The sequence below is a fragment of the Bradyrhizobium sp. PUT101 genome (assembly GCF_052043945.1).
In the GTDB taxonomy this organism is placed as follows: domain Bacteria; phylum Pseudomonadota; class Alphaproteobacteria; order Rhizobiales; family Xanthobacteraceae; genus Bradyrhizobium.
Map to the genome: position 1 here is coordinate 4,022,418 of NZ_CP197207.1, position 22,858 is coordinate 4,045,275.

The following is a 22,858-nucleotide window of genomic DNA, read 5'->3' on the forward strand; positions in this document are numbered from 1 at the left end:
ATCCCGGGCTCGCGACCATGTCGCGCCCCGGGATGACAGGCTCCATCCGGGCTACGGCTCCGCTCCCTCATCTTGCCGGCTCCTGCGCGCCATTCACCCGGCCGCGCGCGACGTCCAGAAACACCTCCTCCAGCGTGGTGCGGTTGTAGCGGGCCATGATCGCTTCCGGCGCGTCGTCGTCCTCGATGCGGCCGCGCTTCATGATGATGACGCGGTCGCAGAGCCGTTCGACCTCGAGCATGTTGTGCGAGGCCAGCAGGATGGTGGCGTTGTGGTCCCGGCGGTACCGCTCCAGATGCGCGCGCACCCAGTCGGCGGTATCCGGGTCGAGCGAGGCGGTCGGCTCGTCCAGGAGCAGCAGCTCGGGCTGGTTGATCAGCGCCTTCGCCAGCGCGACGCGGGTCTTCTGTCCGGCCGAGAGCTTGCCGTTGGCGCGGTCGATGAAATCGGCGAGGTCGAGATCCTCGGCGAGCTTCGCGATGCGGTCAGAGAGATTCTTCACCGCATAGAGCTTGCCGAACACGGTGAGGTTCTGCCGCACCGTGAGCCGCATCGGCATGTCGACATAGGGGCTCTCGAAATTCATCCGCCCCAGCACGGCCGCGCTCTCCTCGGGCATGCGATGCCCCAGCACCTGCACGCGGCCGGAGGTGGGCAGCACCAGGCCCATGATCATCGCGATGGTCGTGGTCTTGCCGGCGCCGTTGCCGCCCAGAAGGCCGGTGATGCTGCCGCGCGGAAGCGAAAAGGAGATATCGTCGACGGCGCGGGTATGCTTGTAGACCTTGACGAGGTGATCGACCGCGATTGCCGCGGACGAGCTGCGATCCGCGACAGTCGGCCGACTTGAAGCCTTGTCATTCTCGGTCATGCTGGCCGTTCTTCTGCTATTGCAGCCGATAGCGCAAGGCTTGTAATGCCTGCGTGGTTCCGCGAGCCCAGCGTTTGTGATCGAGAAAGCACCAGCACATTGTCCGATATGAACGAGATTGCCGCTTCCGACTTCCGCCACGCGCAGCGGCACATCCGGCTGGACACGATCCTGCGGCTGCGCTGGCTCGCGGTGCTGGGCCAGCTCGCCGCAATCTTCATCGTGGCACAGGGGCTGGAGTTCAACGTCGAGATCGTACCCTGTGTCAGCATCATCGCTTTGTCGGCGGCGCTCAATCTGGCGCTTCAGACCGCGGCCAATCCGATGCAGCGGCTGGAGCCGATGCAGGCGGCCGGGCTGCTCGCACTGAACATCGTGGAGCTGGCCGGCCTGCTGTTCTTCACCGGCGGCCTGCAGAACCCGTTCTCGTTCCTGTTCCTCGCGCCCGTGCTGATCTCGGCCACCGCGCTGCCGGCCCGTTTCACCTTCGGCCTCGGCCTGCTCGCGGTCGCCTGCGCTTCGCTCCTGTTCTACTTCCATTTTCCGCTGCCGTGGGATTCCGACGATCCGCTGGTGCTGCCGCCGATCTATCTCGTCGGCGTCTGGCTCTCGATCGCGCTCGCGATCGGCGTCACCAGCCTCTACTCGTTCCAGGTCACCGAGGAGGCGCGCAAGCTCGCGGACGCACTGGCCGCGACCGAGCTGGTGCTGACGCGCGAGCAGCATCTGACCCAGCTCGACGGACTCGCCGCCGCCGCCGCGCACGAGCTCGGCACGCCGCTCGCGACGATCTTCCTGATTTCGCGCGAACTGGAAAAGACGGTGAAGGACCCAAACTTTGCCGCCGACCTGAAGACCTTGCGCGAGCAGACCCAGCGCTGCCGCGACATCCTCAGCAAGATCACCCAGCTCTCCTCCACCGGCGCGCCGTTCGACCGCATGAAGCTGTCGGAGCTGATCGAGGAGGTGGTGGCGCCGCACCGCGATTTCGGCGTCGAAATCAAGGTGCGGATCGCGGTGGCCGTCGCGGCCGAGCCGGTCGGCTCGCGCAATCCGGCGATCCTCTACGGCATCGGCAACATCGTCGAGAACGCGGTCGATTTCGCCCGCACCACCGTCGAGGTGAACGCATGGTGGAACAAGGATACTATCGAGCTCGTGATCTCCGACGACGGACCGGGCATTCCTCCCGACATCCTCAACCGGATCGGCGAGCCCTATCTGTCGCGGCGCCGTGCCCAGGACGACGGTGGCGGCGGACGACGCGGCCTCGGCCTCGGCGTGTTCATCGCGCGTACCTTGCTGGAACGCACCGGCGCCAAGGTCTCGTTTACCAATCGGACCTTCCCGGAACACGGCGCGGTGGTCCAGATCACGTGGCCCAGGCAGCGTTTTGAGGCTATCGAGACGCACGAAGAAACAATAGGATAGCCGCGACCTTGCGTCGCACAACAGGGCCGATCGACTGTCGGCGGCCTTGGCACCGCGTGATTGCGAGGCCATATGTCGATGCGCTGGAGAGAGGACAAAACCTTGAACGCCATTGCCGAACTGAACGAACAGAGCGACCGCTCGCTTCTCATCGTGGAAGACGACAAGCCGTTTCTGGAGCGGCTGTCGCGCGCCATGGAGACGCGGGGCTTCTCGGTGACATCGTGCGACACCGTCTCGGACGGACTTGCGCAGATCGGCAAGTCGGCGCCGGCATTCGCGGTGGTGGATTTGCGGCTCGGCGACGGCAATGGCCTTGACGTCGTCTCGGCGCTGAAGAAGAAGCGTCCCGATGCACGCGCGATCGTGCTGACCGGCTATGGCAACATCGCCACCGCCGTCACCGCGGTGAAGATGGGCGCGATCGATTATCTCTCCAAACCCGCGGATGCCGACGACGTCGTCGCGGCACTGCTCTCGACAAGCTCCGAGAAGTCCGAGCTGCCGGCGAACCCGATGTCCGCCGACCGCGTGCGCTGGGAGCACATCCAGCGCATCTACGAGATGTGCAATCGCAACGTCTCCGAGACGGCGCGCCGGCTCAACATGCACCGCCGCACGCTGCAGCGCATTCTGGCCAAGCGCGCGCCGAGGTAGTCTCGGCGTTCACTCAAGAAAACGCAGATCTCCGGCCTTTGAGGCTGAGGCGGAGATGCTTCGCGTGGTAAAGTGTTGCCGTTTTGACCCGGGATGACCCATTTCCGCGATGGGAATCGGCGGCAGCGGAAGCCGGGTCAGCCGCTCAGGCAGATTGACTGACGGACTTCGCAGCTCCAAGGCATGATCCGGAAAGTGCGCAGCGGTTTTCCCAAAAGATCATGCTCAAACAATAACCTGAAGTGCGATCACGATTCGTCCTGATCTCATCGCGCTTTAAGGGCGCGCTCCCATAGCCCAACATGCCTGGAGTCGGTCGCAAGCCGTGCCCGGCCTGATGTCCCAGCGCCGTGTCGGCAAAGCCGAGTGTCGGCGTCGCGAGATCGCTGAACCCGACGTTAACCTCGGACGGCGGATCATGGTGCCGACCTGACGCGTCGAATGTTCAACCTGTTGTCGAGAGATCGATGGTTCACCCCATGCCGCTTCTTGCATTGCTTTGCTTCTGGACGGTGCGCGCGGTTGCCGTCGCTGTCATCGCCGTAGCCGCGCCAGCCGCGGGGCACGCGCAGCAGATCTCCCCTCCAGTCTGGACGGTACCGGAAGTCGGCGCGCTGCCTGATGACGCCCATGGCCGGCTCGTGCGGCGCGGGCGCGACCTCATCACTGCGACCTACGCCCATGTCGGGCCGGAGGTGCCGGATCCAGCCAAGCGTTATGCCGGCAACAATCTCGCCTGCAGCAACTGCCATCTCGAAGCCGGTACGAAAAAATTCGGCTTGCCGATCTTTGGATTGGTCGAGCTCTTCCCGCAATACAGCGCCCGGCTCGGCGCCGAGATCACGATCGAGGACCGTGTGAACTCGTGCATGACGCGCAGCATGAATGGCCGCGCGCTGCCACTCGACAGTCCGGAAATGCAAGCCATCGTGGCCTACATCAAATTCCTGTCGTCCGGCGTGCCAGCCGGCAAGGTATTGTCAGGACTCGGCACCGGATCGATGCCTGAGCTCGATCGGGCGGCCGACCCGGTTCGCGGCAAGGCGATCTACGCGAAGGCTTGTCTTTCCTGTCACAATGAGGACGGCTCGGGAATACGCCGCAGCGTGCCGAGCGTCGATCTCGGCTACATGGTGCCGCCGCTCTGGGGCCCGGATAGTTTCAATGATGGCGCCGGCATGGCGCGGTTGATTACCGCGGCGAACTTCGTGCACTTCAACATGCCGCACGGGACGGACTACCTGGATCCGCAGCTCACGGTCGAGCAGGCATGGGATGTGGCTGCTTATATGATCTCTCAACCGCGTCCGAGAAAGGCCGGTCTCGACAAGGACTATCCAGACCTTTCGAAGAAGCCGGTCGATGCGCCCTACGGACCGTACGCTGATGGTTTCGATCAGCAGCAGCACATGTACGGACCTTTCGGTCCGATCCGGGCGGCGCACGCCAAAAAGTAGTCCCGGCGGAAGGAAAAGCGGCACCCTCGCATCACGAGGACTCCGGATCACGCCGCGCCTCGCTCGGCCCGCGCCTATTCCCAGAAATCCGCGTGGCCCTGCGGGTCGACCAGCCGGTTGATCCGCAAGGCTGCCGCCATTGCAAAGCGCACGGTCATCTGTTTGCGCGTCGGTGCTGGCAATTTGTGCTCGGGCGCTTCGCAATGCATGTGGGCGCCATAGGCGTCGGCGATGATCAGGCCGGTATCATCAGGAAAGATCTCGCACGGCAGGTCCTGCGTGAAGGCGAAGAACAGCCGATCGCAATGGGCGCGGTATTCGTGCCATTTCTGGTCGGCGCGCAGATCCTCCACCGACGACTTGATCTCGACGATCCAGATCTCGCCGCGCTCGTTCAGCGCCACGAGATCGGCGCGCCGGCCCGACGGCAGCGGCAATTCGCTGATGCAGGAGAACCCGAGCGAGCGCAAGAGCCGCGCCGTGCCGCGCGCGACCGCGAGCGCCGTCTCCGACTGGCGGCGATCCGGCGGCGGCACAAGCGCGATGTTGCGGGCGGTGTTGTCCATTGGGGGGAGGATAGCCGATTCCGGTCGTGTGCACACGGCCCGATAGAGGTAAGCCGCGGCCGCATTTTCCACTGCCGTGCCGCGTTTGCGGGGACGACAGTCAGGCGGGCGGCGCCACCACCACGCCTTCGTTGCCGCGCAAATCCAGCACGCCTTCGATCCCCTCACCTTCGCGATCCAGAAACGTCGACAGCAATATCTCGCTGCCGAATCGGATCGCGCTGGTGGTCACAGCGACCGGCTCGGGCCCGAGATTGAGCGCCACGATGATCGACCTGCCGCCGGCGTCGCGGCGGTAGATCAGGAGATCGCCTTGCGCCGAGATCGGATGATAGTCGCCCACGATCAACGGGGGACAGTTCCTCCGCAGGGCGATCAGGCGCTTGTAGAGATTGAGGATCGAGCGCGGATCGGCTTCGAGATTGGCGACATTCTCGCGGATATGATCCTCCGGCAGCGGAAGCCACGGCCTCACCTGCGAAAAACCGGAGAAGCTCGACGAATCCCATTGCATCGGCGTGCGGCAGCCGTCGCGGCCGACGCCGATGCCGGGCACGTTCTTCTCGAAGGGATCGCGCACGTCCTCCGGCGCGATCGCGAGCTGGTGCATGCCGATCTCGTCGCCGTAATAAAGCGTCGGCGTGCCGCGCAGTGTCAGCAGCAGCATGGCCGCGACGCGGGCCTGCTCGGGACCGACGCGGCTCGCCACGCGCGGCCGATCGTGATTGCCGAGTACCCAGTTCGGCCAGGCGCCCTTCGGCAGCGCCTTCTCGTAATCCTCGATGATCTTCTCGATCGAGCGTGCGCTCCAGAACGTCGAGAGCAGCGCGAAATTGAATGGCATCTGCGCGCCGGTGAGATCGTTGCCGTAATAGGCCATGAGGCGGTGCAGCGGCAGATAGATCTCGCCGATCAAGACGCGGGCGCCGTAGGAATCGATGACGCGCCGCATCTCGGCGATCACGTCATGCACTTCCGGCTGGTCGGTCGAGTATTGCGTCAGGATCCTTTCGTTCGGCGGCCGGCCCTCGACATAGTGCGGGCTCGGCGGGTTGTCGCGGAATTCGGCGTCCTTGATCAGGTGCCAGATCACGTCGACACGAAAGCCGTCGACACCCTTGTCGAGCCAGAACCGCATCACGTCGTAGATCGCGGCGCGGACGTCCGGATTGCGCCAGTTCAGGTCCGGCTGCTGGGCGAGGAAGGCGTGGTAGTAATATTGGCCCGTGGTCTCGTCGAATTGCCACGCGCTGCCGCCGAACTCGGACAGCCAGTTGTTGGGCACGCCGCCATCGGCTGCCGGATCGCGCCAGACGTACCAGTCGCGCTTGGGATTGTCGCGCGACGACCGGCTCTCGACGAACCAGGGATGCTGGTCCGAGGTATGGTTCGGCACGAGATCGAGGATCAGCTTCAGGCCGTTGTCATGGGCAGCCGCGAGCAGCGCGTCGAAATCGGCCATCGTGCCGAACAGCGGCTCGATGCCGACATAATCCGAGATGTCGTAGCCGAAATCCGCCATCGGCGAGGGAAAGATCGGCGACAGCCAGATCGCGTCGACGCCGAGCGATTTGACGTAAGGCAGCCGCCTGAGGATGCCGGCGAGATCGCCGACGCCGTCGCCGTCGGAGTCCTGAAACGAGCGCGGATAGATCTGATAGAAGATGCCGTCGCGCCACCAATTCTCGTTGCCTTGAGCCATGCCGAAGACCACCCAAAATCTGCGCCTTTGCGCGGGAGAACGCGACAGCATCGCCCCGGTTCAAATTGGCAGGCCAATTGGGACGGCCGTGTGACAGGGGCCGCGGCTGTTCCCGAACCTCTCGTCCGAATCTTTTGCGAATCTTTTGCTTGGCGGACTGACAAAAATCGGCATTGTGGCGCCATGACCGAGCAAACTGACACCCAGGACTCCTCGCCACCCAAGGCGGGCGCGATCATCGTTCCCGTGACGCTGTTCGAGCAGAACTGCACCATCATCTGGGACGAGCCCGGCAAGAAAGCCGTCGTGATCGATCCCGGCGGGGACGTGCCGAAGATTCTGGACGCGATCAAGCAGACCGGCGTCACCGTGGAGAAGATCTGGCTGACCCACGGCCATATCGATCATGTCGGCGGCGCGGCCGAGCTGCGCGAGGCGCTGAAGGTACCGATCGAGGGCCCGCATGTCGCGGACAAGTTCCTGCTCGACAATGTCGTCGCAAGCGGCGCTCGGTTCGGCATGACCGGCGTGCGCGATTTCGCGCCGGACCGCTGGCTCGACGAAGGCGACACCGTGTCGATCGGCGAACTGTCGTTCGACATCCTTCACTGCCCCGGCCATTCGCCCGGCAGCGTGGCGTTCTTCAACAAGGCGTTACGTTTTGCCCATGTCGGCGACGTCCTGTTCGCGGGCTCGGTCGGACGCACCGATCTGCCCGGCGGCAGCCACGCCACGCTGATCAATTCCATCAAGACAAAACTGCTGCCGCTTGGCGACGATGTCGGCTTCATCTGCGGCCATGGCGCAGGCTCGAGCATCGGCCAGGAGCGGATGACCAATCCGTTCATCACCGGCGAGATGTAGCAGAGCTCCGCTGTCGCTCCGGACAAGCGTCAGCGCTGATCCGGGAGAAATGGCGGGAGCTACTTCATCAATCCCGCGGCCGTGAGCGCGCGCGTGATGATCTGGCCGAGATCGAAGCCGCGAGCGTTCTCGCGCTGCGGCTCCGCCGGCTCTTCGGCAACCGCTGCACGGATCGAGCGGGCGAGATGCGGCGCGGGCGACAGCGCCGGCTTCGTTTCAGGCTTGGTCGCAGGCTTGGCTTCCGCCTTCTTCGTCGCGGCGTCCGGAATCCAGCCGGTGAGGCCGAAGAACTTTGCGATGTGGTAGGACGAGGAAATGCCGGCCTCGATCAGGAATGCGCCTTCGACGCCGTAGCGCTGATCGTTGTCGGCTATCCCAAGCGGCGTGCCATGCGCCATATCGGTGATGGCGAAGGATTCGACCAGCGTCTCGCCGTCCTTGTTCCACCAGGCCTGGCGCGGATAGCCATCGACATTGGTCTCCGCCATCGGCGCGTCAGGCAGGTCGTGCAGGTCGAGCCATTGCTTGACGATCTCGTTGGCGTTGCCGGGATTGACGGTGCGGTCGGCGCTGCCGTGCCAGACGGAGACCTTCGGCCAGGGCCCGCCATGATCAGAGGCGCTGCGCACGAGATCGCCGAGCTCGCGCGCGGGACGCGCTGGGGAATGAAACATGCCTTCGAGCGCCTCGCGCAAATTCGAGGCGATGCCATAGGGCAATCCGGCAATGACCGCGCCGGCCGCGAAGACTTCCGGATAGGTCGCAAGCATCACCGACGTCATGCCGCCGCCGGCCGACAGGCCGGTGATGAAGACGCGCCTGTGATTGATGCGGTGCGCCTCGGCCATGTGCGCGATCATCTCGCGGATCGAATGCGCCTCGCCGCTGCCGCGCACCGTATCTTCCGGATTGAACCAGTTGAAGCAGGTGTTGCCGTTGTTGACGCGCTGCTGCTCGGGCATCAGCAGCGCGAAGCCATAATGCCTTGCCAGTGTCGACCAGCCCGCGCCGAGATCGTAACCGGCTGCCGTCTGTCCGCAGCCATGCAGCACGACGACGAGCGCGCGCGGCTTCTGCAATTGCTCCGGCACGAACGTGAACATGCGCAAGGCTCCGGGATTGTCGCCGAAGCCAACAACCTCCTCCAGGGGGCTCGATGAAACAGCGCTGCGGCCGAACTCGGCAAAGCGCAATCCGTCCAGCCTCGGCAGACGTCTCAAGAGATCGATATTCTTGGCTAATGACACGGCAACTTCCTGGTGGGCGACGTTCAACGTCCAGCCCAACCAGATAGTTGCTGCATTGCAAAATAAAAAGACCGTGCGCTGTCAATCCAGCGAAAATCGCGGGAAATCCCGCTGAAATTGGCACGTATTAACCGCATTGCCTCAACTTCGTGCCGATGCACGGCGCATCCACGCCAGAAATGCGGCGCAGATCATGATCAATGTCACAAACAGCACGAGCGACACGAGGAATCCTGCGCGCGCTGATTGCAAGGCTTCGACCGCGAAGAATACCGCACCGATTGCGGCCACTCCGGCCGCATTTCCGATCTGCGCCGTGGTGCCGTAGATGCCGGAGGCCGAGCCTGCGGCGACAGGCTTCACCGTCGAGAGCACCGCGCCCGAGAGCGGCGCCATCACCAATCCTTGACCATAGCCGAAGATGATCATGGTGAACGCGAGCAGCAGCGGCGACGGCGCATCGACACAGCCCGCAACAAGCGCGAGTGCGGCGAGGCCGACGACCTGAAGCGCGCAGCCTTCGAGCAAAACCCTGGTGCCGCGATGGCGCGCCCGCACCCCGCTGTGGCGCGAGGCCACGACGAAGGCGAGCGCGAGCGGAATGAAGGCCATGCCGGCCGCGAGCGGCGCGATCTTGAGGCCCCGCTGCATGAACAGCGTCATCACCAGATAGAACGAGAGATTGGCGAGGAAGAAAAAGAAGGCGGCGCCGAGGCCGCGCAGGAAACCGGCGTCCGCCAGCAGCGTGAGATCGATCAGCGGCATGCCGCCGGCGCGTGCGACCGCCTGCTCCAGCTTCAGGAACGCGGCGAGGATCACGCCGCCGCTTCCCATCACCACCCACAGCCACGGCGCCCAGCCGACATCGTGACCGAACAGCAGCGGGCCGATCAGGCACACCAGCCCCGCGAACAGCACCACGCTGCCCTTGATGTCGAGCCTTGTACCGACCCGCCGCGATGTCGATGGCATGATGCGCCAGGCGGCGGCCGCGATGACGAGGCCAAACGGCACGTTGACGAAGAACACCGAGCGCCAACCAGCGCCGGCAAGGTCGATTGTGACCAGAAGACCGCCGAGCAGGAAGCCTGCGGCGCCCGCAAGCCCGAGCACGACGCCGTAAATGGCGAAGGCACGGTTGCGCTGGCCATCGGTGAACAAGAGATGCAGCGTCGCCAGCACCTGGGGGACCATCAACGCCGCGGTCGCGCCCTGCGCCAGCCGCGCGAGGATCAGTTCCGCCCCAGATTGCGAGAGGCCGCACCAGAGCGACGTCAAGGTGAAGCCGAGCAGGCCGGCCAGGAACACGCCCTTCGTGCCGTGGATGTCGCCGAGCCGGCCGCCGGTCACGACCAGCGTGGCATAGGCGATCAGGTAGATCGCGATGATGGATTCGATCTGGGCCGGCGAGGCCTTCAGCTCGACCGCAATGGTGGGAATGGCGACGTTGACCACGAAGGCGTCGACCCCGAACATGAACTGGGCGGCCACGACGATGGCCAGCACCCACCAACGACGAGACGAATCGATTTGCTTTGTGACGATTTGATGCATTGGCGCACGGATATGGACTCGCGGCCCGATGATTTCAGATCGCGTACGGTGTCGCGATTACCTCACAGGTAGGATTCGCGTGCTCTTTGCCACTGGCGGAGGGGAAAGCCCGGCCATGGCGGTGCGGAGCGCCTGCACGCAAGAATGAGAGCAGGAAGAAGTCACACGCATGCCTGCATTCCGCAACACGGGACATCGTGCGATTGCCTTCGTGCCATCAGGCACGTAGCCTGACCCTCTCAACAAACAGAAAATCAAAGCCGGAGAGACCGCCATGGCGCGCCTGAAGTTCGGAGCCTTCCTTGCCCCGCATCACCCGATCGGGGAGCATCCGATGCTCCAGTTCCGGCGGGATCTCGACCTCGTCGAGCAGCTGGATGCGCTCGGCTATGACGAGTTCTGGTGCGGCGAGCATCATTCGTCCGGCTGGGAGATGATCGCCTCGCCCGAGATGTTCCTGGCCGCAGCCGGCGAGCGCACCAAGCGGATCAAGCTCGGCACCGGCGTGGTGTCACTGCCCTATCATCATCCCTTCAACGTCGCCCAGCGCATGGTGCAGCTCGACCACATGACCGGCGGCCGCGCCATCTTCGGTTCCGGACCGGGCGCGCTGGCGTCGGATGCGCACACGCTCGGCATCGATCCGATGACGCAGCGCGACCGCCAGGACGAGGCGATCGGCGTCATCCGCCGCCTCTTCAACGGCGAGCGCGTCACCGCGAAGAGCGACTGGTTCACGATGAACGACGCCGCGCTGCAGATCCTGCCCTTGCAGGAGGAGATGCCGTTCGTGGTGGCCTCGCAGATCTCGCCCTCCGGCATGACGCTCGCCGGCAAATACGGCATCGGCATCATCTCGCTAGGCTCGATGACGACGCAGGGCCTGATGTCGCTGCAGCAGCAATGGCAGTTCGCCGAGGATGCCGCCAGGAAGCACGGCACCACCGTGAACCGTGCCGACTGGCGCGTGCTGCTGACCTTCCACATCGCGGAGACCCGCGAGCAGGCACGCCGCGAAGCGGGCGCCGGGCTGATGCGCTGGCACAACGAATATAATGTCGGCACGTTGCAGCGGCCGGGCCTCACCGCATTCTCCTCGCCCGACGAGGCCGTCGACAAGACCGCCTTCGTCGAGGGCGCCGCGTCCACCATCGGCACGCCCGACGATCTCGTCAAAACCATCAAGAACGTGATGCAGGTCTCCGGCGGCGTCGGCGCCATCATCGGCTTCGTGCACGACTGGGCCAATCCGGAAGCGACGCGGCGGAGCTGGGACATGGTGGCGCGCTACGTGGTGCCCGAGATCAACGGCTATATCGACGGCCTTCGCAAATCGCAAAAATTCGTGATCGAGAACCGCGCGATCTTCGAGCGTGCGGGACAGGCCGTAATGGCCAAGATCATGGAGAACGAGAAGGCCGCCGAGGCGCTGAAGGTCACCGGCCCCGGCCGCGTCGCCATTCCCGCCGTCAACGCCCCCGATCTGCAGAAGGAAGCCGCGAAGCGGCAGGCTTGAAGCGATGTAAAGTCGGTGCGAGCGGTTGGCTGGATTCACCTCTCCCTACGGGAGAGGTGAATCGCGCGCCCCGCGGCGCTTTTTTGCACGTGAGAGCCGCCACATCATTCTCGTCAAATCGTGCTATGCTGTCTCTCAGTCGAGCGCGATCGCGCGCCTGTTTGGTCAGCCAACCGGAGCAATCGTCATGTCGATGCAGAATGTGGCCGCCCCTGCACTTCAGTTCACCCCGCCGAGACGCAATGAGCTGACCCACATTCCCGGCGACGAAGGCTGGCCGATCATCGGCAAGACGTTTCAGGTGCTCGCCGACCCGAAGGGCCATATCGAAGCGAACGGCGCCAAATACGGCCTGGTCTACCGTACGCATTTTTTCGGCGAGACCAACGTCGTGCTGCTCGGGCCCGAGGCCAACGAGCTCGTGCTGTTCGACCAGCAGAAGCTGTTCTCCTCGACGCACGGCTGGAACAAGGTTCTGGGCCTGCTGTTTCCGCGCGGATTGATGCTGCTCGATTTCGACGAGCATCGCCTGCATCGCAAGGCGCTGTCGGTCGCGTTCAAGTCCGGGCCGATGAAGTCCTATCTCGGCGATCTCGACCGCGGCATTTCTGCGCGCGTCGCGCAATGGAAGGCAAAGCCCGGCGAGATGCAGCTCTATCCGGCGATGAAGCAGCTCACGCTCGATCTTGCTGCGGCCTCGTTCCTCGGCGCCGATATCGGGCCTGAGGTCGACGAGATCAACCGCGCCTTCGTCGATATGGTGGCCGCCTCCGTCTCGCCGGTCCGCCGCCCCCTGCCCGGCACCCAGATGGCGCGAGGGGTGAAGGGACGCAAGCGCATCGTCGCCTATTTCCGCGAGCAGATTCCGCTCCGCCGCGGCAATCATGGCGGCGACGATCTGTTCTCGCAGCTCTGCCGCGCCACCCATGAGAACGGCGCGCTGCTCTCGGAGCAGGACATCATCGACCACATGAGCTTCCTGATGATGGCGGCGCACGACACGCTGACCTCGTCGCTGACCTCCTTCATCGGCGAGCTCGCCGCCAATCCGGACTGGCAGGACCGGCTGCGCGCGGAGGTGCTCGCGCTCGGGCTTGCCCCGGGGGCGCCGAGCAGCTTCGACGATCTCGAAAAGATGCCGCTGTCGGAGATGGCTTTCAAGGAAGCGCTGCGGATCAGGCCGCCGGTGCCGTCGATGCCGCGCCGCGCGATGCGCGATTTCAGCTTCAAGGGCTTTGCGATCCCCGCCGGCACCGCCGTCGGCATCAATCCGCTCTATACGCACCACATGAAGGACATCTGGCCGGAGCCGGATCGCTTCGATCCGCTCCGCTTCACCGAGGAAGCGCAGCGCAACCGCCACCGCTTCGCCTTTGTGCCGTTCGGCGGCGGCGCGCATATGTGCCTCGGTCTGCACTTCGCCTATATGCAGGCGAAATGTTTCGCGCGGCACTTTCTGCAGAACATCGAGGTGTCGCTCGCGCCCGGCTACAAGCCGGACTGGCAGATGTGGCCGATCCCGAAGCCGCGGGATGGATTGAAAGTGCGGGTGCGGGCGGCTTAGCGCTCAACTTTCGTGTCCCGGACGCGCGAAGCGCGAGCCGGGACCCAGAAAGCCAGGGGGTAAGCTGCGGATGGATGGGCCCTGGCTCTGCAGAGCGGCACCTCGCGCCGCACCGCGTCCGGGGCACGTGAGCGCCACTACGCCCCCTGATCGAACGCCTTGCGCAGCGCCACGTAGCCCTGCTGCTGCTGGCTCCAGTTGCGGCCGCCGGTGATGGCACCGTCGACGACGAGGTCGTGGCCGTTGACGAAGCTGGATTCGTCGCTGGCCAGGAACACCGCGGCATGGGCGATGTCATCGGGAAGGCCGGCACGCGGAATCGGCTGCGCGGTCTTGTAGACCTCGCGCATCACCGCCGGCGTCTTCTCCGCAGCGTCGGTCGAGAGCCCCAGCGCCTTGCCGAAGATGCCTGTTGCGATCGCGCCGGGCGAGATCGAGTTGACGCGGACGTTGGATTCGCCGAGCTCCATCGCCACGCATTTGGTGAGATGGATCACCGCCGCCTTGGCCGCGCTATAGACCATCGACGACGAGAAGCCGGCGAGGCGGCCGGCGATGCTGCCATTGTTGATGATGCTGCCCGCCCCCTGCTTCTTCATGTAGGGCGCGGCATGCTTCATGCCGAGCATGACGCTGCGCACCAGCGTCGCCATCGCCGCGTCGAACCGCTCGGCCTCGAGGCCCTCGATGCCGCCGGTCTGCGCCGGCCCGCCGGCATTGTTGAACAGGCAATCGATCCTGCCGAATTTGTCGACCGCGAGCGCGATCAGCGCCTGCATCTGCGCTTCGACCGTGACGTCGGTCTGGCGGAAGATGCAATTGGCCCCGAGTTGCTTCGCCAGTGCCTCGCCTTCCGGTACGCGCCGGCCCGCGATCACAATTTTGGCACCTTCGGCAACGAAGACTTCCGCAGTGCGCAATCCAATCCCGCTTGTCGCCCCCGTGATCACCGCAACCTTGCCGTCCAGCCTGCCCATGGAATGTTCCTGTTTTCGAGCGATTTGATGCCAAATGGCGAATGTCGGCCGCCGCCGTCGCCGGAGCGGCCACTATCCCTGCCCGCTTCCGACAAGGCAAGCTATGCTTGTGCGGGCGGCATGGGTAACGTTCTCACTAGCCGCTCGATATTCGAACGCATATCGCAACCGGGCTGCGCATGGGGAAGCTGATCGACGAGTTCCGCAAGGGCTGGCAGGGCGCGGCGCCGCCCTCGCTCGGTCTGAGCATCTCGTTTGCGGCAATCTGCCTGTTGGGCGCAACCCTGGTCCGCTGGGGGCTCGCTCAGGTTCGCCCCGACATCTACTTCACGCCGTACTTCCCGGCCGTGTTCTTTGCAGCTGCCCTGGGAGGATTCCGGATCGGCGTGGTCACCGCGCTGATCGGGGGCGTGCTCGGCGTCGTCCTGAATTTCGGCGATGCCTTTGCCGATCGCGCGCGGTTTGCCCTGCTGGCGCTTTACTGGGCCGTCTGCGCAATAACCATCTGGGGTGTCGAGCACTATCGCACCATGCTGGCCGAGCAGCGCCGGATCTCAAGACGCCTGATCGAGGAAGAAGAGTATCGCAAGCTGCTGGTCGAGGAGCTCCAGCACCGGCTGAAGAACAAGCTGTCGACGGTGCATGCCGTGCTTCACCAGGTGCTGCACGACCACCCGCAGGTCTGGGCCCGGGTCGATCCCCGGCTGCGCTCGCTGGCCGCAACCGACGATTTGATCTCGCGGATTGACAAGGCGGGCTGCGATATCCGCGACCTCCTGATCTCGGAGCTCGGCCCCTATGGCCATGTCCGCTTCACCCTCAATGGCGATCGGTTGTTCCTGCCGCCGAAGCTCGCGGTCACGCTGTCATTGATGTTTCACGAGCTTGCCACCAATGCGGGCAAGTATGGCGCATTCTCTTCACCGCGCGGCCTGTTGCAGGTGTCCTGGACCATCAGCGACGACCGCCTGACCATCACCTGGGACGAAACCGAGGGGCCGAGCGTGGACAAGGTGTCCGAGCCCGGCTTCGGCACTAAGCTGCTGAAATCGGCACTGTCGGCCTTCGATGGCAGGACCGAGATCTCGTATCTGAAAACCGGGCTGCATTGCATCATGCAGTGCCGAATCCCGCGAAACGAATAGAGAATGATGAACTAGCTCTGCTCGCGGAGCACCTCTCTCCAGCGGGGAGAGGTGTCGACTGGCTCGCACCGTTTCAACCAAGGCTCATACGCAGCCGGACTCGATAGAAGCGAAAGCGCAGCCACGCCCTTCGCTCGCAGTTTCACTTGACGCGTTGACCCTCTGTTAATGACGATCGTCGGCGCGCGTCGCATCGTCGCAAGTTTTCTCCAAAACACCCCCGTATTTCTCCGGACCCCTTAACCAAACTTAAGAGGGAACTGCGCAAGATCGCGCCCATTGCAAAGGCGCGCCGAAACAACAAGATTCATGACTTGTATGAACGATAATAAATTTTCCGGCGCGACTGAAGCCGAGCTCAGCTTTCTCAAGGAAATCGTTAGAATGCTGCCGGCCGGCCTCACCGTGCAGGATGCGCATGGCGAGCTTCTGCTGGTCAACGACGCCGCCGCCGCCCAGCTCGGAATGGACGGCAGCCGTCCCTCACCCGATCTGGCTCCGCGACACGAAGCCTGCCGGCAGGCACTGAGCGCCGGCCAGGCGGTTGTGACTGAGGAAGCGGTTCACGTCGGCGGCGCGCGCCAGGTGCTGCTCACGACCCATCGTCCCGTTCGCCTCGCCGGACGCGAGCTCCTGATCTCGGCGTCCTCCGACATCACCGAACAGAAGAATTTCGAGGACCAGCTGTTCCGCTCGGCCTATTTCGACGAGCTGACCGGATTGCCCTCGCGACGCGTGATCGAGCATCACGCCAATAATCTGCTCGCGAAAGATCGTGGCGGCGAGCGTTTCGCGCTGGCCTTTCTCGACGTCGACAATTTCAAGCATATCAACGACTATTACGGCCACTCCGTGGGAGACGCGCTGCTGGTCGAGCTGTCGAGGCGGCTCGGGCGCGACTTGCGCGATTCCGACATGCTGTCGCGCATCTCCGGCGACGAATTCCTGCTGCTGCTCTCCCCAATCCAGAGCCAGGAGGAAGTCGCCGAGTTCATGCAATCGACGCTGGAGCGGCTGACTGCACCGTTCTTCATCGACAATTCGGAAGTCTTTGCATCGACCTCGGTCGGCATCAGCCTCTATCCCGACCACGGAAACAGCTTCGAGATGCTGCGGCAGAACGCCGACATCGCGATGTACCGCATCAAGAACAACGGCAAGGGACTGGCGGCCTTCTTCGACACCAGCATGGAGCGCGAGGCGCAGGCGCGGATGAAGGTCGAGCAGTCGCTGCGGCTCGCCATCCTGGAAAAGCGCTTCTGCTGCGCCTTCCAGTCCAAGGTCGACATGCGCACACAGGCCGTGAAGGGCATCGAGGCCCTGGTCCGCCTGCGCGACGACGAAGGCGTGATCCAGGCCCCCGGCTCGTTCATCAATCTTGCCGGCGAGCTCGGGCTGATCGACGAGCTGACCCATCTCGTGCTCGCCGAGATCGTCAAATCGATCGACCTGATCAACGACACGTTCGGCGCGGAAGCGACCATCAGCATCAACGTCGCCGCCAAGCAGGCCGGCAATCCGGAATTCATGCGCAGCTTTGCGCAGGCGCTGGACGACACCGGCTTTCCCCAGCGCTTCATGATCGAGGTGACGGAAGACGCCTTCGTCGCCAAGAATCATTTCCAGGCCGAGATCCTGCCGATGTTCCGCAAGCTCGGCGTCGGCATCTCCATCGACGATTTCGGCACCGGCTATTCCCCGCTTTCGGCGCTGGCCGACATCACCGCGGACGAGATCAAGATCGATCGCTCCTTCATCACCGACATCCATAAGCGTCCGCGCAGCCAGGGCATCCTGCGCGCGATCGAATCCCTGAGCGAAGCGCTTGGCATGACGGTGATCGCCGAAGGCATCGAATCCTACGAGGAGCTCGCCTATCTCCATGCGGCAACGAAGATCCGCTACGCGCAGGGCTACTACTTCTCCCGGCCGATCTTCCTGGAGGAGCTGAAGCTCGCAACGCCCGTCTCCAGCGAGGCGCGGGTCAGCGTGGCGAGCCGCCCGATGCAGCAGAACCGCCAGGGCTATTCGCGGGCGAGCGGGTATCGGCGGTAGGTCGGCGGCCGCGCAACAAACACCGCCGTCGTCGCCCGGCTTGACCGGGCGACCCAGTATTCCGGAGAGGCCGTTATCCAATCGAGAGGCCGCGGCATACCGGATGCCCCGCCTTCGCGGGCATGACGAAGAGCGAGGGGTGGTCCACCTTGCGGAGGCAATTCCCCCTTTGAAATTGCTGGCCTTTTGCTAATACACAGGCGGACCTCCCCGAGGCATCTCATGTCTGCGCCTTCCTCCTCGATCAGCGATCCCGTCTATCTCCGTGCGCGCGCGATGGAGACTCTGTTCGAACGGCTGGAACAGCTCTGCGAAGGTGCGATTGCGATCGATCGCGGCGGACGCGTCGTCTACGTCAACGAAAAATATCTCGCTGCGCTCGGTCTTGAGCATCCGACCGAGGCGATCGGCCGGTCGATCGAGGAGGTCATCCCGAACAGCCTGATGCGGAAGGTGGCCGAGACCGGCGAGCCGATCCTGCTCGACATCATGGAGCTCGGCGGCGAGCAGCTCGTCGTCACCCGCATGCCGATCGAGGACGAGAACGGGACGGTGATCGGCGCGATCGGATTCGTGCTCTATGATCATCTCGAAAGCCTGAAACCGCTGCTCGCCCGCGTCGCCCAGCTCGAGAGCGATCTGCGGCTGGCGCGGCGGCAATTGTCCAACTCCCGCGCGGCGCGTTTCACCTTCGCCGATTTCGTCGGCAAGACGCCGGGAATCGCGCAAGCCAAGGAGCTCGCAAGCCGTGCAGCGCGGCAGAGCGTCACCGTGCTGCTCACCGGCGAGACCGGAACGGGAAAGGAAATGCTGGCGCAGGCGATTCACAACGCCTCCTCGCGCGCGGAGAAGCCGTTCGTCAGCGTCAACGTCGCCGCCATCCCGGACACGCTGATCGAGTCGGAGTTCTTCGGCACTGCGCCGGGCGCCTATACCGGCGCCGACCGCAGGGGGCGCGAGGGCAAATTCCGCATTGCCGACGGCGGCACGCTGTTCCTCGACGAGATCGGCGAGATGCCGCTGCAATTGCAGGCCAAGCTGCTGCGCGTGCTCCAGGAGCGCGAGATCGAGCCGCTCGGCTCGGACAAGATCTCGAAGGTGGACGTGCGCGTGATCGCCGCCACCAATGTTGATTTGCGCAAGCGCGTCAGCGACGGCGCGTTTCGGCCCGACCTTTATTATCGGCTCAACGTGCTCGCGATCGAGCTGCCGCCGCTGCGCCATTGCCTCGATGATCTCCCCGACATCTGCGCCAGGCTGCTCGACGACATCAGCGGATCGGGCGACTACGTCAAGGCGAAGATCACGCCGAGCGCGCTCGCCGCGCTCGCACGCTATGACTGGCCGGGCAATGTCCGCGAGCTCCGCAACATCCTCGAGCGCGCGCTGATCCTCAGCGATTCCGGGCGGCTGACCGGCGAGGATGTCGCGCGCATCCTCCCCGTCGACACCGAAGTCAGGCTTGCACCGCCCGCGCGCCCGGCCGGAGCGGTGGTGCCCTACGCCGAAGCCGAGGCCGAGTTCGAGAAACACATGCTGGAGCAGGCGCTCGCCGCCAGCAACGGCCAGATCACGGAAGCCGCCAGGATGCTGCGGATCTCGCGCGCGACCTTCTACAAGAAGCTCGCCAAGTTTGGCCTCGCCACGGGACCGGCGGCCGTCTGAGTTTCGAGACTCCCCGTGTCCGGAGTCTCGGATTCCGGACACGGTGTCCGGCCACTCTTTGGCCGCGGAGATGCGGAAACTGCCATAACTTTGGCCGCTTCCGCGCATTCGCGGCAACTGGCGCGGACCTTGCTCTCTGCTGCCTTCTCTCGCGGGGAGCAAGCTGTTCCAGGGCCGATCTCCACGATAAGATCAACGTAAAACAAGAACGGCATACGGTCGAAGGGATCGGGAGGAACGCCGTGAGCCAGCACCCAGCTCTGCCTTACTTGCGCAATTCCGAGAAGGGCAAGGTCGTGTCGGCGGCCGAAGCCGTCATGCTGATCCGCGACGGCGACACCGTGGCGACCGGCGGCTTCGTCGGCATCGGCTTTGCCGAGGAGATCGCGATCGCGCTGGAGGAGCTCTATCTGTCCCACGAGGGCGATGCACCCTATACGCAGGGCAAGCCGCACAACTTGACGCTGGTCTATGCGGCCGGGCAAGGCGACGGCAAACAGCGCGGCCTCAATCATTTCGCGCATGAAGGCCTGGTCCGGCGCGTGATCGGCGGGCACTGGGGCCTTGCGCCGAAATTGCAGCAGCTCGCGATCGCGAACCAGATCGAGGCCTATAACCTGCCGCAGGGCGTGATCACGCATCTGTTCCGCGACATCGCCGCGCACCGGCCCGGCCACATCACCCGCGTCGGCATGGGTACCTTCGTCGACCCCCGGCACGGCGGCGGCAAGCTGAACGCACGCACCACCGAAGACATGGTGGAGCTGATCAAGATCGGCGGCGAGGACTGCCTGCTCTACAAGACGTTTCCGATTCAGGTCGGGATCATCCGCGCCACCACCGGCGATCCCGACGGCAACCTCACCATGGAGAAAGAAGCGCTGACGCTCGAGGCGCTGGCCATCGCCATGGCGGCGCATAATTCCGGCGGCATCGTCATCGCCCAGGTCGAGCGCGTCGCCGAGGCCGGCAGCCTCAATCCGCGCCAGGTCAAGATTCCCGGCATCCTGGTCGACTGCGTCGTCGTGGCAAGGCCGGAGAACCACTGGCAGACTTTTGGCACGCAATACAATCCGGCTTTCAGCAGTGAGATCCGCGTCCGCGCCACCTCTCTGCCGGTGATGCCGATCAGCGAGCGCAAGATCATCGCCCGGCGCGCCGCGCTCGAGCTGAAGGCCAACAGCGTCGTCAATCTCGGCATCGGCATGCCGGAGGGGATCGCCTCGGTCGCCAATGAGGAGCGGACCATCGATCTCATCACGCTGACGGCGGAGCCGGGCGTGATCGGCGGCATCCCGGCGAGCGGCATCGATTTCGGCGCGGCGATCAACACGCAGGCGGTGATCGACCAGCCCTACCAGTTCGACTTCTACGACGGCGGCGGTCTCGATGCCGCTTTCCTCGGGCTTGCCCAGGTCGACCGCGCCGGCAACCTCAATGTCAGCAAGTTCGGGCCGAAGCTGGCTGGTGCCGGCGGCTTCATCAACATCAGCCAGAACGCCAAGGAGGTCGTCTTCGTCGGCACGTTCGGCGCGGGCAAGCAACGCATCGCGGTGCGGGACGGGAAGCTCGTCATCCTCGACGAAGCCAGGTCGCGCAAGTTCGTCGACAGCGTCGAGCACGTCACCTTCAGCGGCCCGTTTGCCGCCGCGCGCAAGCAACGCACGCTGTACGTCACCGAGCGCTGCGTGTTCGAGCTCAGGGACGACGGGCTCCAGCTCACCGAAATCGCGCCCGGCATCGACATCGAGCGCGACATCCTGCGCCTGATGGATTTCAAGCCGCTGATCCCGCGCGACCCTGTGCTGATGGACGCGCGCATCTTCGGCGAGGGTCTGATGGATCTGCGCGAGCGCCTGCTCACCATCCCGCTCGACCAGCGCTTCACGCTGGACGAGCAGCAGAACCTGTTCTTCGTCAATCTGGAACGCTATCCGCTACGCAGCAAGGCCGAGATCGACACCATCGCGTCCCTCGTCGAGGCCATGCTGGCGCCGCTCGGCCGGCGGGTCTACGCCATCGTCAATTATGACAACTTTTCCATCCTGCCGGAGCTGATGGACGATTATTCAGCCATGGTGCGCAGCCTCGTCGACCGCTTCTATTCCGGCGTGTCGCGCTACACCACGTCGGGCTTCCTGCGCATCAAGCTTGGTGAAGCCCTGGAGAAACGCGGCGTCGCGCCGCACATCTTCGAAAGCGCGGAGGAAGCGCAGTCGGACTGGCGCCAGGTCGAGGCCGGCGCAGCGAGGCAGGCCCAAAAATGATGCATGCCCGCAAAGGCCAGCCCGCTCCACCGGAAGGTTCAATTGCAATGTTCGCAAGCTTGTGCAAATCGCTGTTACCGAGAAACTTCAGATCAGGAGGGACCATCGTGCGTCGATCACTCATCATAACAACAACTATTCTCGCGCTTGCCGCGGGCACCTCCGCGCAGGCCGACGATCTCAAGATCGCGCTGATCTACGGCAAGACCGGTCCGCTCGAGGCCTACGCCAAGCAGACCGAGACCGGCCTGAAGATGGGCTTGGAATACGCCACCAAGGGCACCATGACGCTCGACGGCCGCAAGATCGTCGTCATCACCAAGGACGATCAGGGCAAGCCGGATCTGGCCAAAGCGGCGCTCGCGGAGGCCTATCAGGACGACAAGGCCGACATCGCGATCGGCACGACCTCGTCGGCGGCGGCGCTCGCCATTCTCCCGGTCGCCGAGGAGAACAAGAAGATCCTGATCGTCGAGCCCGCGGTCGCGGACCAGATTACCGGCGAAAAGTGGAATCGCTACATCTTCCGCACCGCGCGCAACTCCTCGCAGGACGCGATCTCCAACGCGGTCGCGATCGGCAAGCAGGGCGTCACCGTGGCGACGCTGGCGCAGGACTACGCGTTCGGCCGTGACGGCGTCGCTGCCTTCAAGGAGGCGCTCGCCAAGACCGGCGCGACGCTCGCCGCCGAGGAGTATGCCCCGACCTCGACTACCGACTTCACCGCCGTCGGCCAGCGCCTGTTCGACGCGCTGAAGGACAAGCCGGGCCGCAAGGTGATCTGGGTGATCTGGGCCGGCGCCGGCAATCCGCTGGCCAAGCTCCAGGACATGGACCCGAAGCGCTACGGCATCGAGCTCTCCACCGGTGGCAACATCCTGCCCGCGCTCGCCGCCTATAAGGGCCTGCCCGGCATGGAAGGCGCGACCTACTACTTCTATGACATTCCGAAGAACCCCGTGAATGACTGGCTGGTCGCCGAGCACCAGAAGCGCTTCAACGCCCCGCCGGACTTCTTCACCGCGGGCGGCTTCGCCGCCGCGATGTCCGTCGTCGCCGCAGTCACCAAGGCGAAGTCGACCGACACCGAGAAGCTGATCACGGCGATGGAAGGCATGGAGTTCGATACGCCGAAGGGCAAGATGGTGTTCCGCAAAGAAGATCATCAGGCGCTGCAGAGCATGTATCACTTCAAGGTCAAGGTCGATCCGAACGTCGCCTGGGCCGTGCTCGAGCCGGTGCGCGAGCTGAAGATCGAGGACATGAACGTTCCGATCAAGAACAAGCGCTGAGGTTTTCTTGCTTCACCTCTCCCGCTTG

17 protein-coding genes are annotated in these 22,858 nt (G+C 64.3%); 11 read left to right on the forward strand and 6 right to left on the reverse strand.

Annotation, left to right across the window (positions count from 1 at the left end; genetic code table 11):
- Window positions 1-67: 67 nt before the first annotated feature.
- Window positions 68-871 carry an ABC transporter ATP-binding protein gene (locus ACSHT2_RS19545; RefSeq protein ID WP_440635885.1) on the reverse strand — a complete coding sequence of 268 codons (804 nt, stop codon included), beginning with the start codon at window positions 869-871 and terminating at the stop codon, window positions 68-70.
- Window positions 872-979: 108 nt separating this feature from the next.
- Between ACSHT2_RS19545 and ACSHT2_RS19550 the strand changes: the two genes are divergently transcribed.
- The 3 genes from ACSHT2_RS19550 (at window position 980) to ACSHT2_RS19560 (ending at window position 4,416) form a co-directional block, all read left to right on the forward strand.
- Window positions 980-2,302 carry an ActS/PrrB/RegB family redox-sensitive histidine kinase gene (locus tag ACSHT2_RS19550; protein WP_440635886.1) on the forward strand — a complete coding sequence of 441 codons (1,323 nt, stop codon included), beginning with the start codon at window positions 980-982 and terminating at the stop codon, window positions 2,300-2,302.
- A 102-nt stretch (window positions 2,303-2,404) separates the two neighbouring features.
- Window positions 2,405-2,959, forward strand: coding sequence for an ActR/PrrA/RegA family redox response regulator transcription factor (locus ACSHT2_RS19555; protein ID WP_283811839.1), 555 nt, complete (start codon window positions 2,405-2,407; stop codon window positions 2,957-2,959).
- 350 nt (window positions 2,960-3,309) lie between these two features.
- A complete protein-coding gene (locus ACSHT2_RS19560; RefSeq protein WP_440635888.1) occupies window positions 3,310-4,416 on the forward strand; it encodes a c-type cytochrome in 1,107 nt (368 codons plus the stop codon).
- A 74-nt stretch (window positions 4,417-4,490) separates the two neighbouring features.
- On the opposite strand, the gene ACSHT2_RS19565 is transcribed toward ACSHT2_RS19560, so the two are convergent.
- Window positions 4,491-4,982, reverse strand: coding sequence for an MmcB family DNA repair protein (locus ACSHT2_RS19565; RefSeq protein ID WP_440635889.1), 492 nt, complete (start codon window positions 4,980-4,982; stop codon window positions 4,491-4,493).
- A 100-nt stretch (window positions 4,983-5,082) separates the two neighbouring features.
- On the reverse strand, window positions 5,083-6,684 hold the full coding sequence (locus ACSHT2_RS19570) for an alpha-amylase family glycosyl hydrolase (RefSeq protein ID WP_440635891.1): 1,602 nt from the start codon (window positions 6,682-6,684) through the stop codon (window positions 5,083-5,085).
- A 183-nt stretch (window positions 6,685-6,867) separates the two neighbouring features.
- Here ACSHT2_RS19570 and ACSHT2_RS19575 point away from each other — a divergent pair, with 183 nt between their 5' ends.
- Window positions 6,868-7,548, forward strand: coding sequence for an MBL fold metallo-hydrolase (locus ACSHT2_RS19575; protein WP_271527995.1), 681 nt, complete (start codon window positions 6,868-6,870; stop codon window positions 7,546-7,548).
- Between the two features lie 59 nt (window positions 7,549-7,607).
- Here the strand turns inward: ACSHT2_RS19575 and ACSHT2_RS19580 are convergent, their stop codons facing one another.
- Entirely contained in the window at window positions 7,608-8,795 is a 1,188-nt protein-coding gene (locus tag ACSHT2_RS19580; protein WP_440635893.1) for an extracellular catalytic domain type 1 short-chain-length polyhydroxyalkanoate depolymerase, read from the reverse strand.
- Window positions 8,796-8,936: 141 nt separating this feature from the next.
- Window positions 8,937-10,349 (reverse strand): MFS transporter, encoded by a 1,413-nt coding sequence (locus tag ACSHT2_RS19585; RefSeq protein ID WP_440635895.1) that lies wholly within the window; start codon window positions 10,347-10,349, stop codon window positions 8,937-8,939.
- 274 nt (window positions 10,350-10,623) lie between these two features.
- On the opposite strand from ACSHT2_RS19585, the gene ACSHT2_RS19590 reads away from it, so the two are divergent.
- Together ACSHT2_RS19590 and ACSHT2_RS19595 are read left to right on the forward strand one after the other, a co-directional pair.
- On the forward strand, window positions 10,624-11,865 hold the full coding sequence (locus ACSHT2_RS19590; RefSeq protein ID WP_440635897.1) for an LLM class flavin-dependent oxidoreductase: 1,242 nt from the start codon (window positions 10,624-10,626) through the stop codon (window positions 11,863-11,865).
- A 187-nt stretch (window positions 11,866-12,052) separates the two neighbouring features.
- Window positions 12,053-13,429 (forward strand): cytochrome P450, encoded by a 1,377-nt coding sequence (locus ACSHT2_RS19595; RefSeq protein ID WP_440635898.1) that lies wholly within the window; start codon window positions 12,053-12,055, stop codon window positions 13,427-13,429.
- Between the two features lie 137 nt (window positions 13,430-13,566).
- On the opposite strand, the gene ACSHT2_RS19600 is transcribed toward ACSHT2_RS19595, so the two are convergent.
- Complete coding sequence (locus tag ACSHT2_RS19600; RefSeq protein WP_440635900.1) at window positions 13,567-14,406, reverse strand: SDR family NAD(P)-dependent oxidoreductase; 840 nt, start codon at window positions 14,404-14,406, stop codon at window positions 13,567-13,569.
- Window positions 14,407-14,585: 179 nt separating this feature from the next.
- Between ACSHT2_RS19600 and ACSHT2_RS19605 the strand changes: the two genes are divergently transcribed.
- From ACSHT2_RS19605 to ACSHT2_RS19625, 5 genes are all read left to right on the forward strand, one after another.
- The gene (locus ACSHT2_RS19605; RefSeq protein ID WP_440635902.1) at window positions 14,586-15,551 is read left to right on the forward strand and encodes a sensor histidine kinase; all 966 of its coding nucleotides are present in this window, start codon (window positions 14,586-14,588) and stop codon (window positions 15,549-15,551) included.
- A gap of 318 nt (window positions 15,552-15,869) precedes the next feature.
- The gene (locus ACSHT2_RS19610; RefSeq protein ID WP_440635904.1) at window positions 15,870-17,606 is read left to right on the forward strand and encodes a putative bifunctional diguanylate cyclase/phosphodiesterase; all 1,737 of its coding nucleotides are present in this window, start codon (window positions 15,870-15,872) and stop codon (window positions 17,604-17,606) included.
- Window positions 17,607-17,828: 222 nt separating this feature from the next.
- A complete protein-coding gene (locus tag ACSHT2_RS19615; RefSeq protein ID WP_440635905.1) occupies window positions 17,829-19,271 on the forward strand; it encodes a sigma-54 interaction domain-containing protein in 1,443 nt (480 codons plus the stop codon).
- Between the two features lie 242 nt (window positions 19,272-19,513).
- The gene (locus tag ACSHT2_RS19620) at window positions 19,514-21,538 is read left to right on the forward strand and encodes an acyl CoA:acetate/3-ketoacid CoA transferase (protein WP_440635907.1); all 2,025 of its coding nucleotides are present in this window, start codon (window positions 19,514-19,516) and stop codon (window positions 21,536-21,538) included.
- Window positions 21,539-21,645: 107 nt separating this feature from the next.
- Window positions 21,646-22,830, forward strand: coding sequence for a substrate-binding domain-containing protein (locus ACSHT2_RS19625; RefSeq protein ID WP_440635909.1), 1,185 nt, complete (start codon window positions 21,646-21,648; stop codon window positions 22,828-22,830).
- Window positions 22,831-22,858: the final 28 nt, after the last annotated feature.

What these genes read in the sequence shown, in the direction of transcription:
- ACSHT2_RS19605 (WP_440635902.1), top strand. Translation starts at nt 14,586, where the DNA reads ATGGGGAAGCTGATCGACGAGTTCCGCAAGGGCTGGCAGGGCGCGGCG.
- ACSHT2_RS19595 (WP_440635898.1), top strand. Translation starts at nt 12,053, where the DNA reads ATGTCGATGCAGAATGTGGCCGCCCCTGCACTTCAGTTCACCCCGCCG.
- ACSHT2_RS19600 (WP_440635900.1), bottom strand. Translation starts at nt 14,406, where the DNA reads ATGGGCAGGCTGGACGGCAAGGTTGCGGTGATCACGGGGGCGACAAGC.
- ACSHT2_RS19615 (WP_440635905.1), top strand. Translation starts at nt 17,829, where the DNA reads ATGTCTGCGCCTTCCTCCTCGATCAGCGATCCCGTCTATCTCCGTGCG.
- ACSHT2_RS19550 (WP_440635886.1), top strand. Translation starts at nt 980, where the DNA reads ATGAACGAGATTGCCGCTTCCGACTTCCGCCACGCGCAGCGGCACATC.
- ACSHT2_RS19610 (WP_440635904.1), top strand. Translation starts at nt 15,870, where the DNA reads ATGAACGATAATAAATTTTCCGGCGCGACTGAAGCCGAGCTCAGCTTT.
- ACSHT2_RS19565 (WP_440635889.1), bottom strand. Translation starts at nt 4,982, where the DNA reads ATGGACAACACCGCCCGCAACATCGCGCTTGTGCCGCCGCCGGATCGC.
- ACSHT2_RS19590 (WP_440635897.1), top strand. Translation starts at nt 10,624, where the DNA reads ATGGCGCGCCTGAAGTTCGGAGCCTTCCTTGCCCCGCATCACCCGATC.
- ACSHT2_RS19585 (WP_440635895.1), bottom strand. Translation starts at nt 10,349, where the DNA reads ATGCATCAAATCGTCACAAAGCAAATCGATTCGTCTCGTCGTTGGTGG.
- ACSHT2_RS19545 (WP_440635885.1), bottom strand. Translation starts at nt 871, where the DNA reads ATGACCGAGAATGACAAGGCTTCAAGTCGGCCGACTGTCGCGGATCGC.
- ACSHT2_RS19570 (WP_440635891.1), bottom strand. Translation starts at nt 6,684, where the DNA reads ATGGCTCAAGGCAACGAGAATTGGTGGCGCGACGGCATCTTCTATCAG.
- ACSHT2_RS19575 (WP_271527995.1), top strand. Translation starts at nt 6,868, where the DNA reads ATGACCGAGCAAACTGACACCCAGGACTCCTCGCCACCCAAGGCGGGC.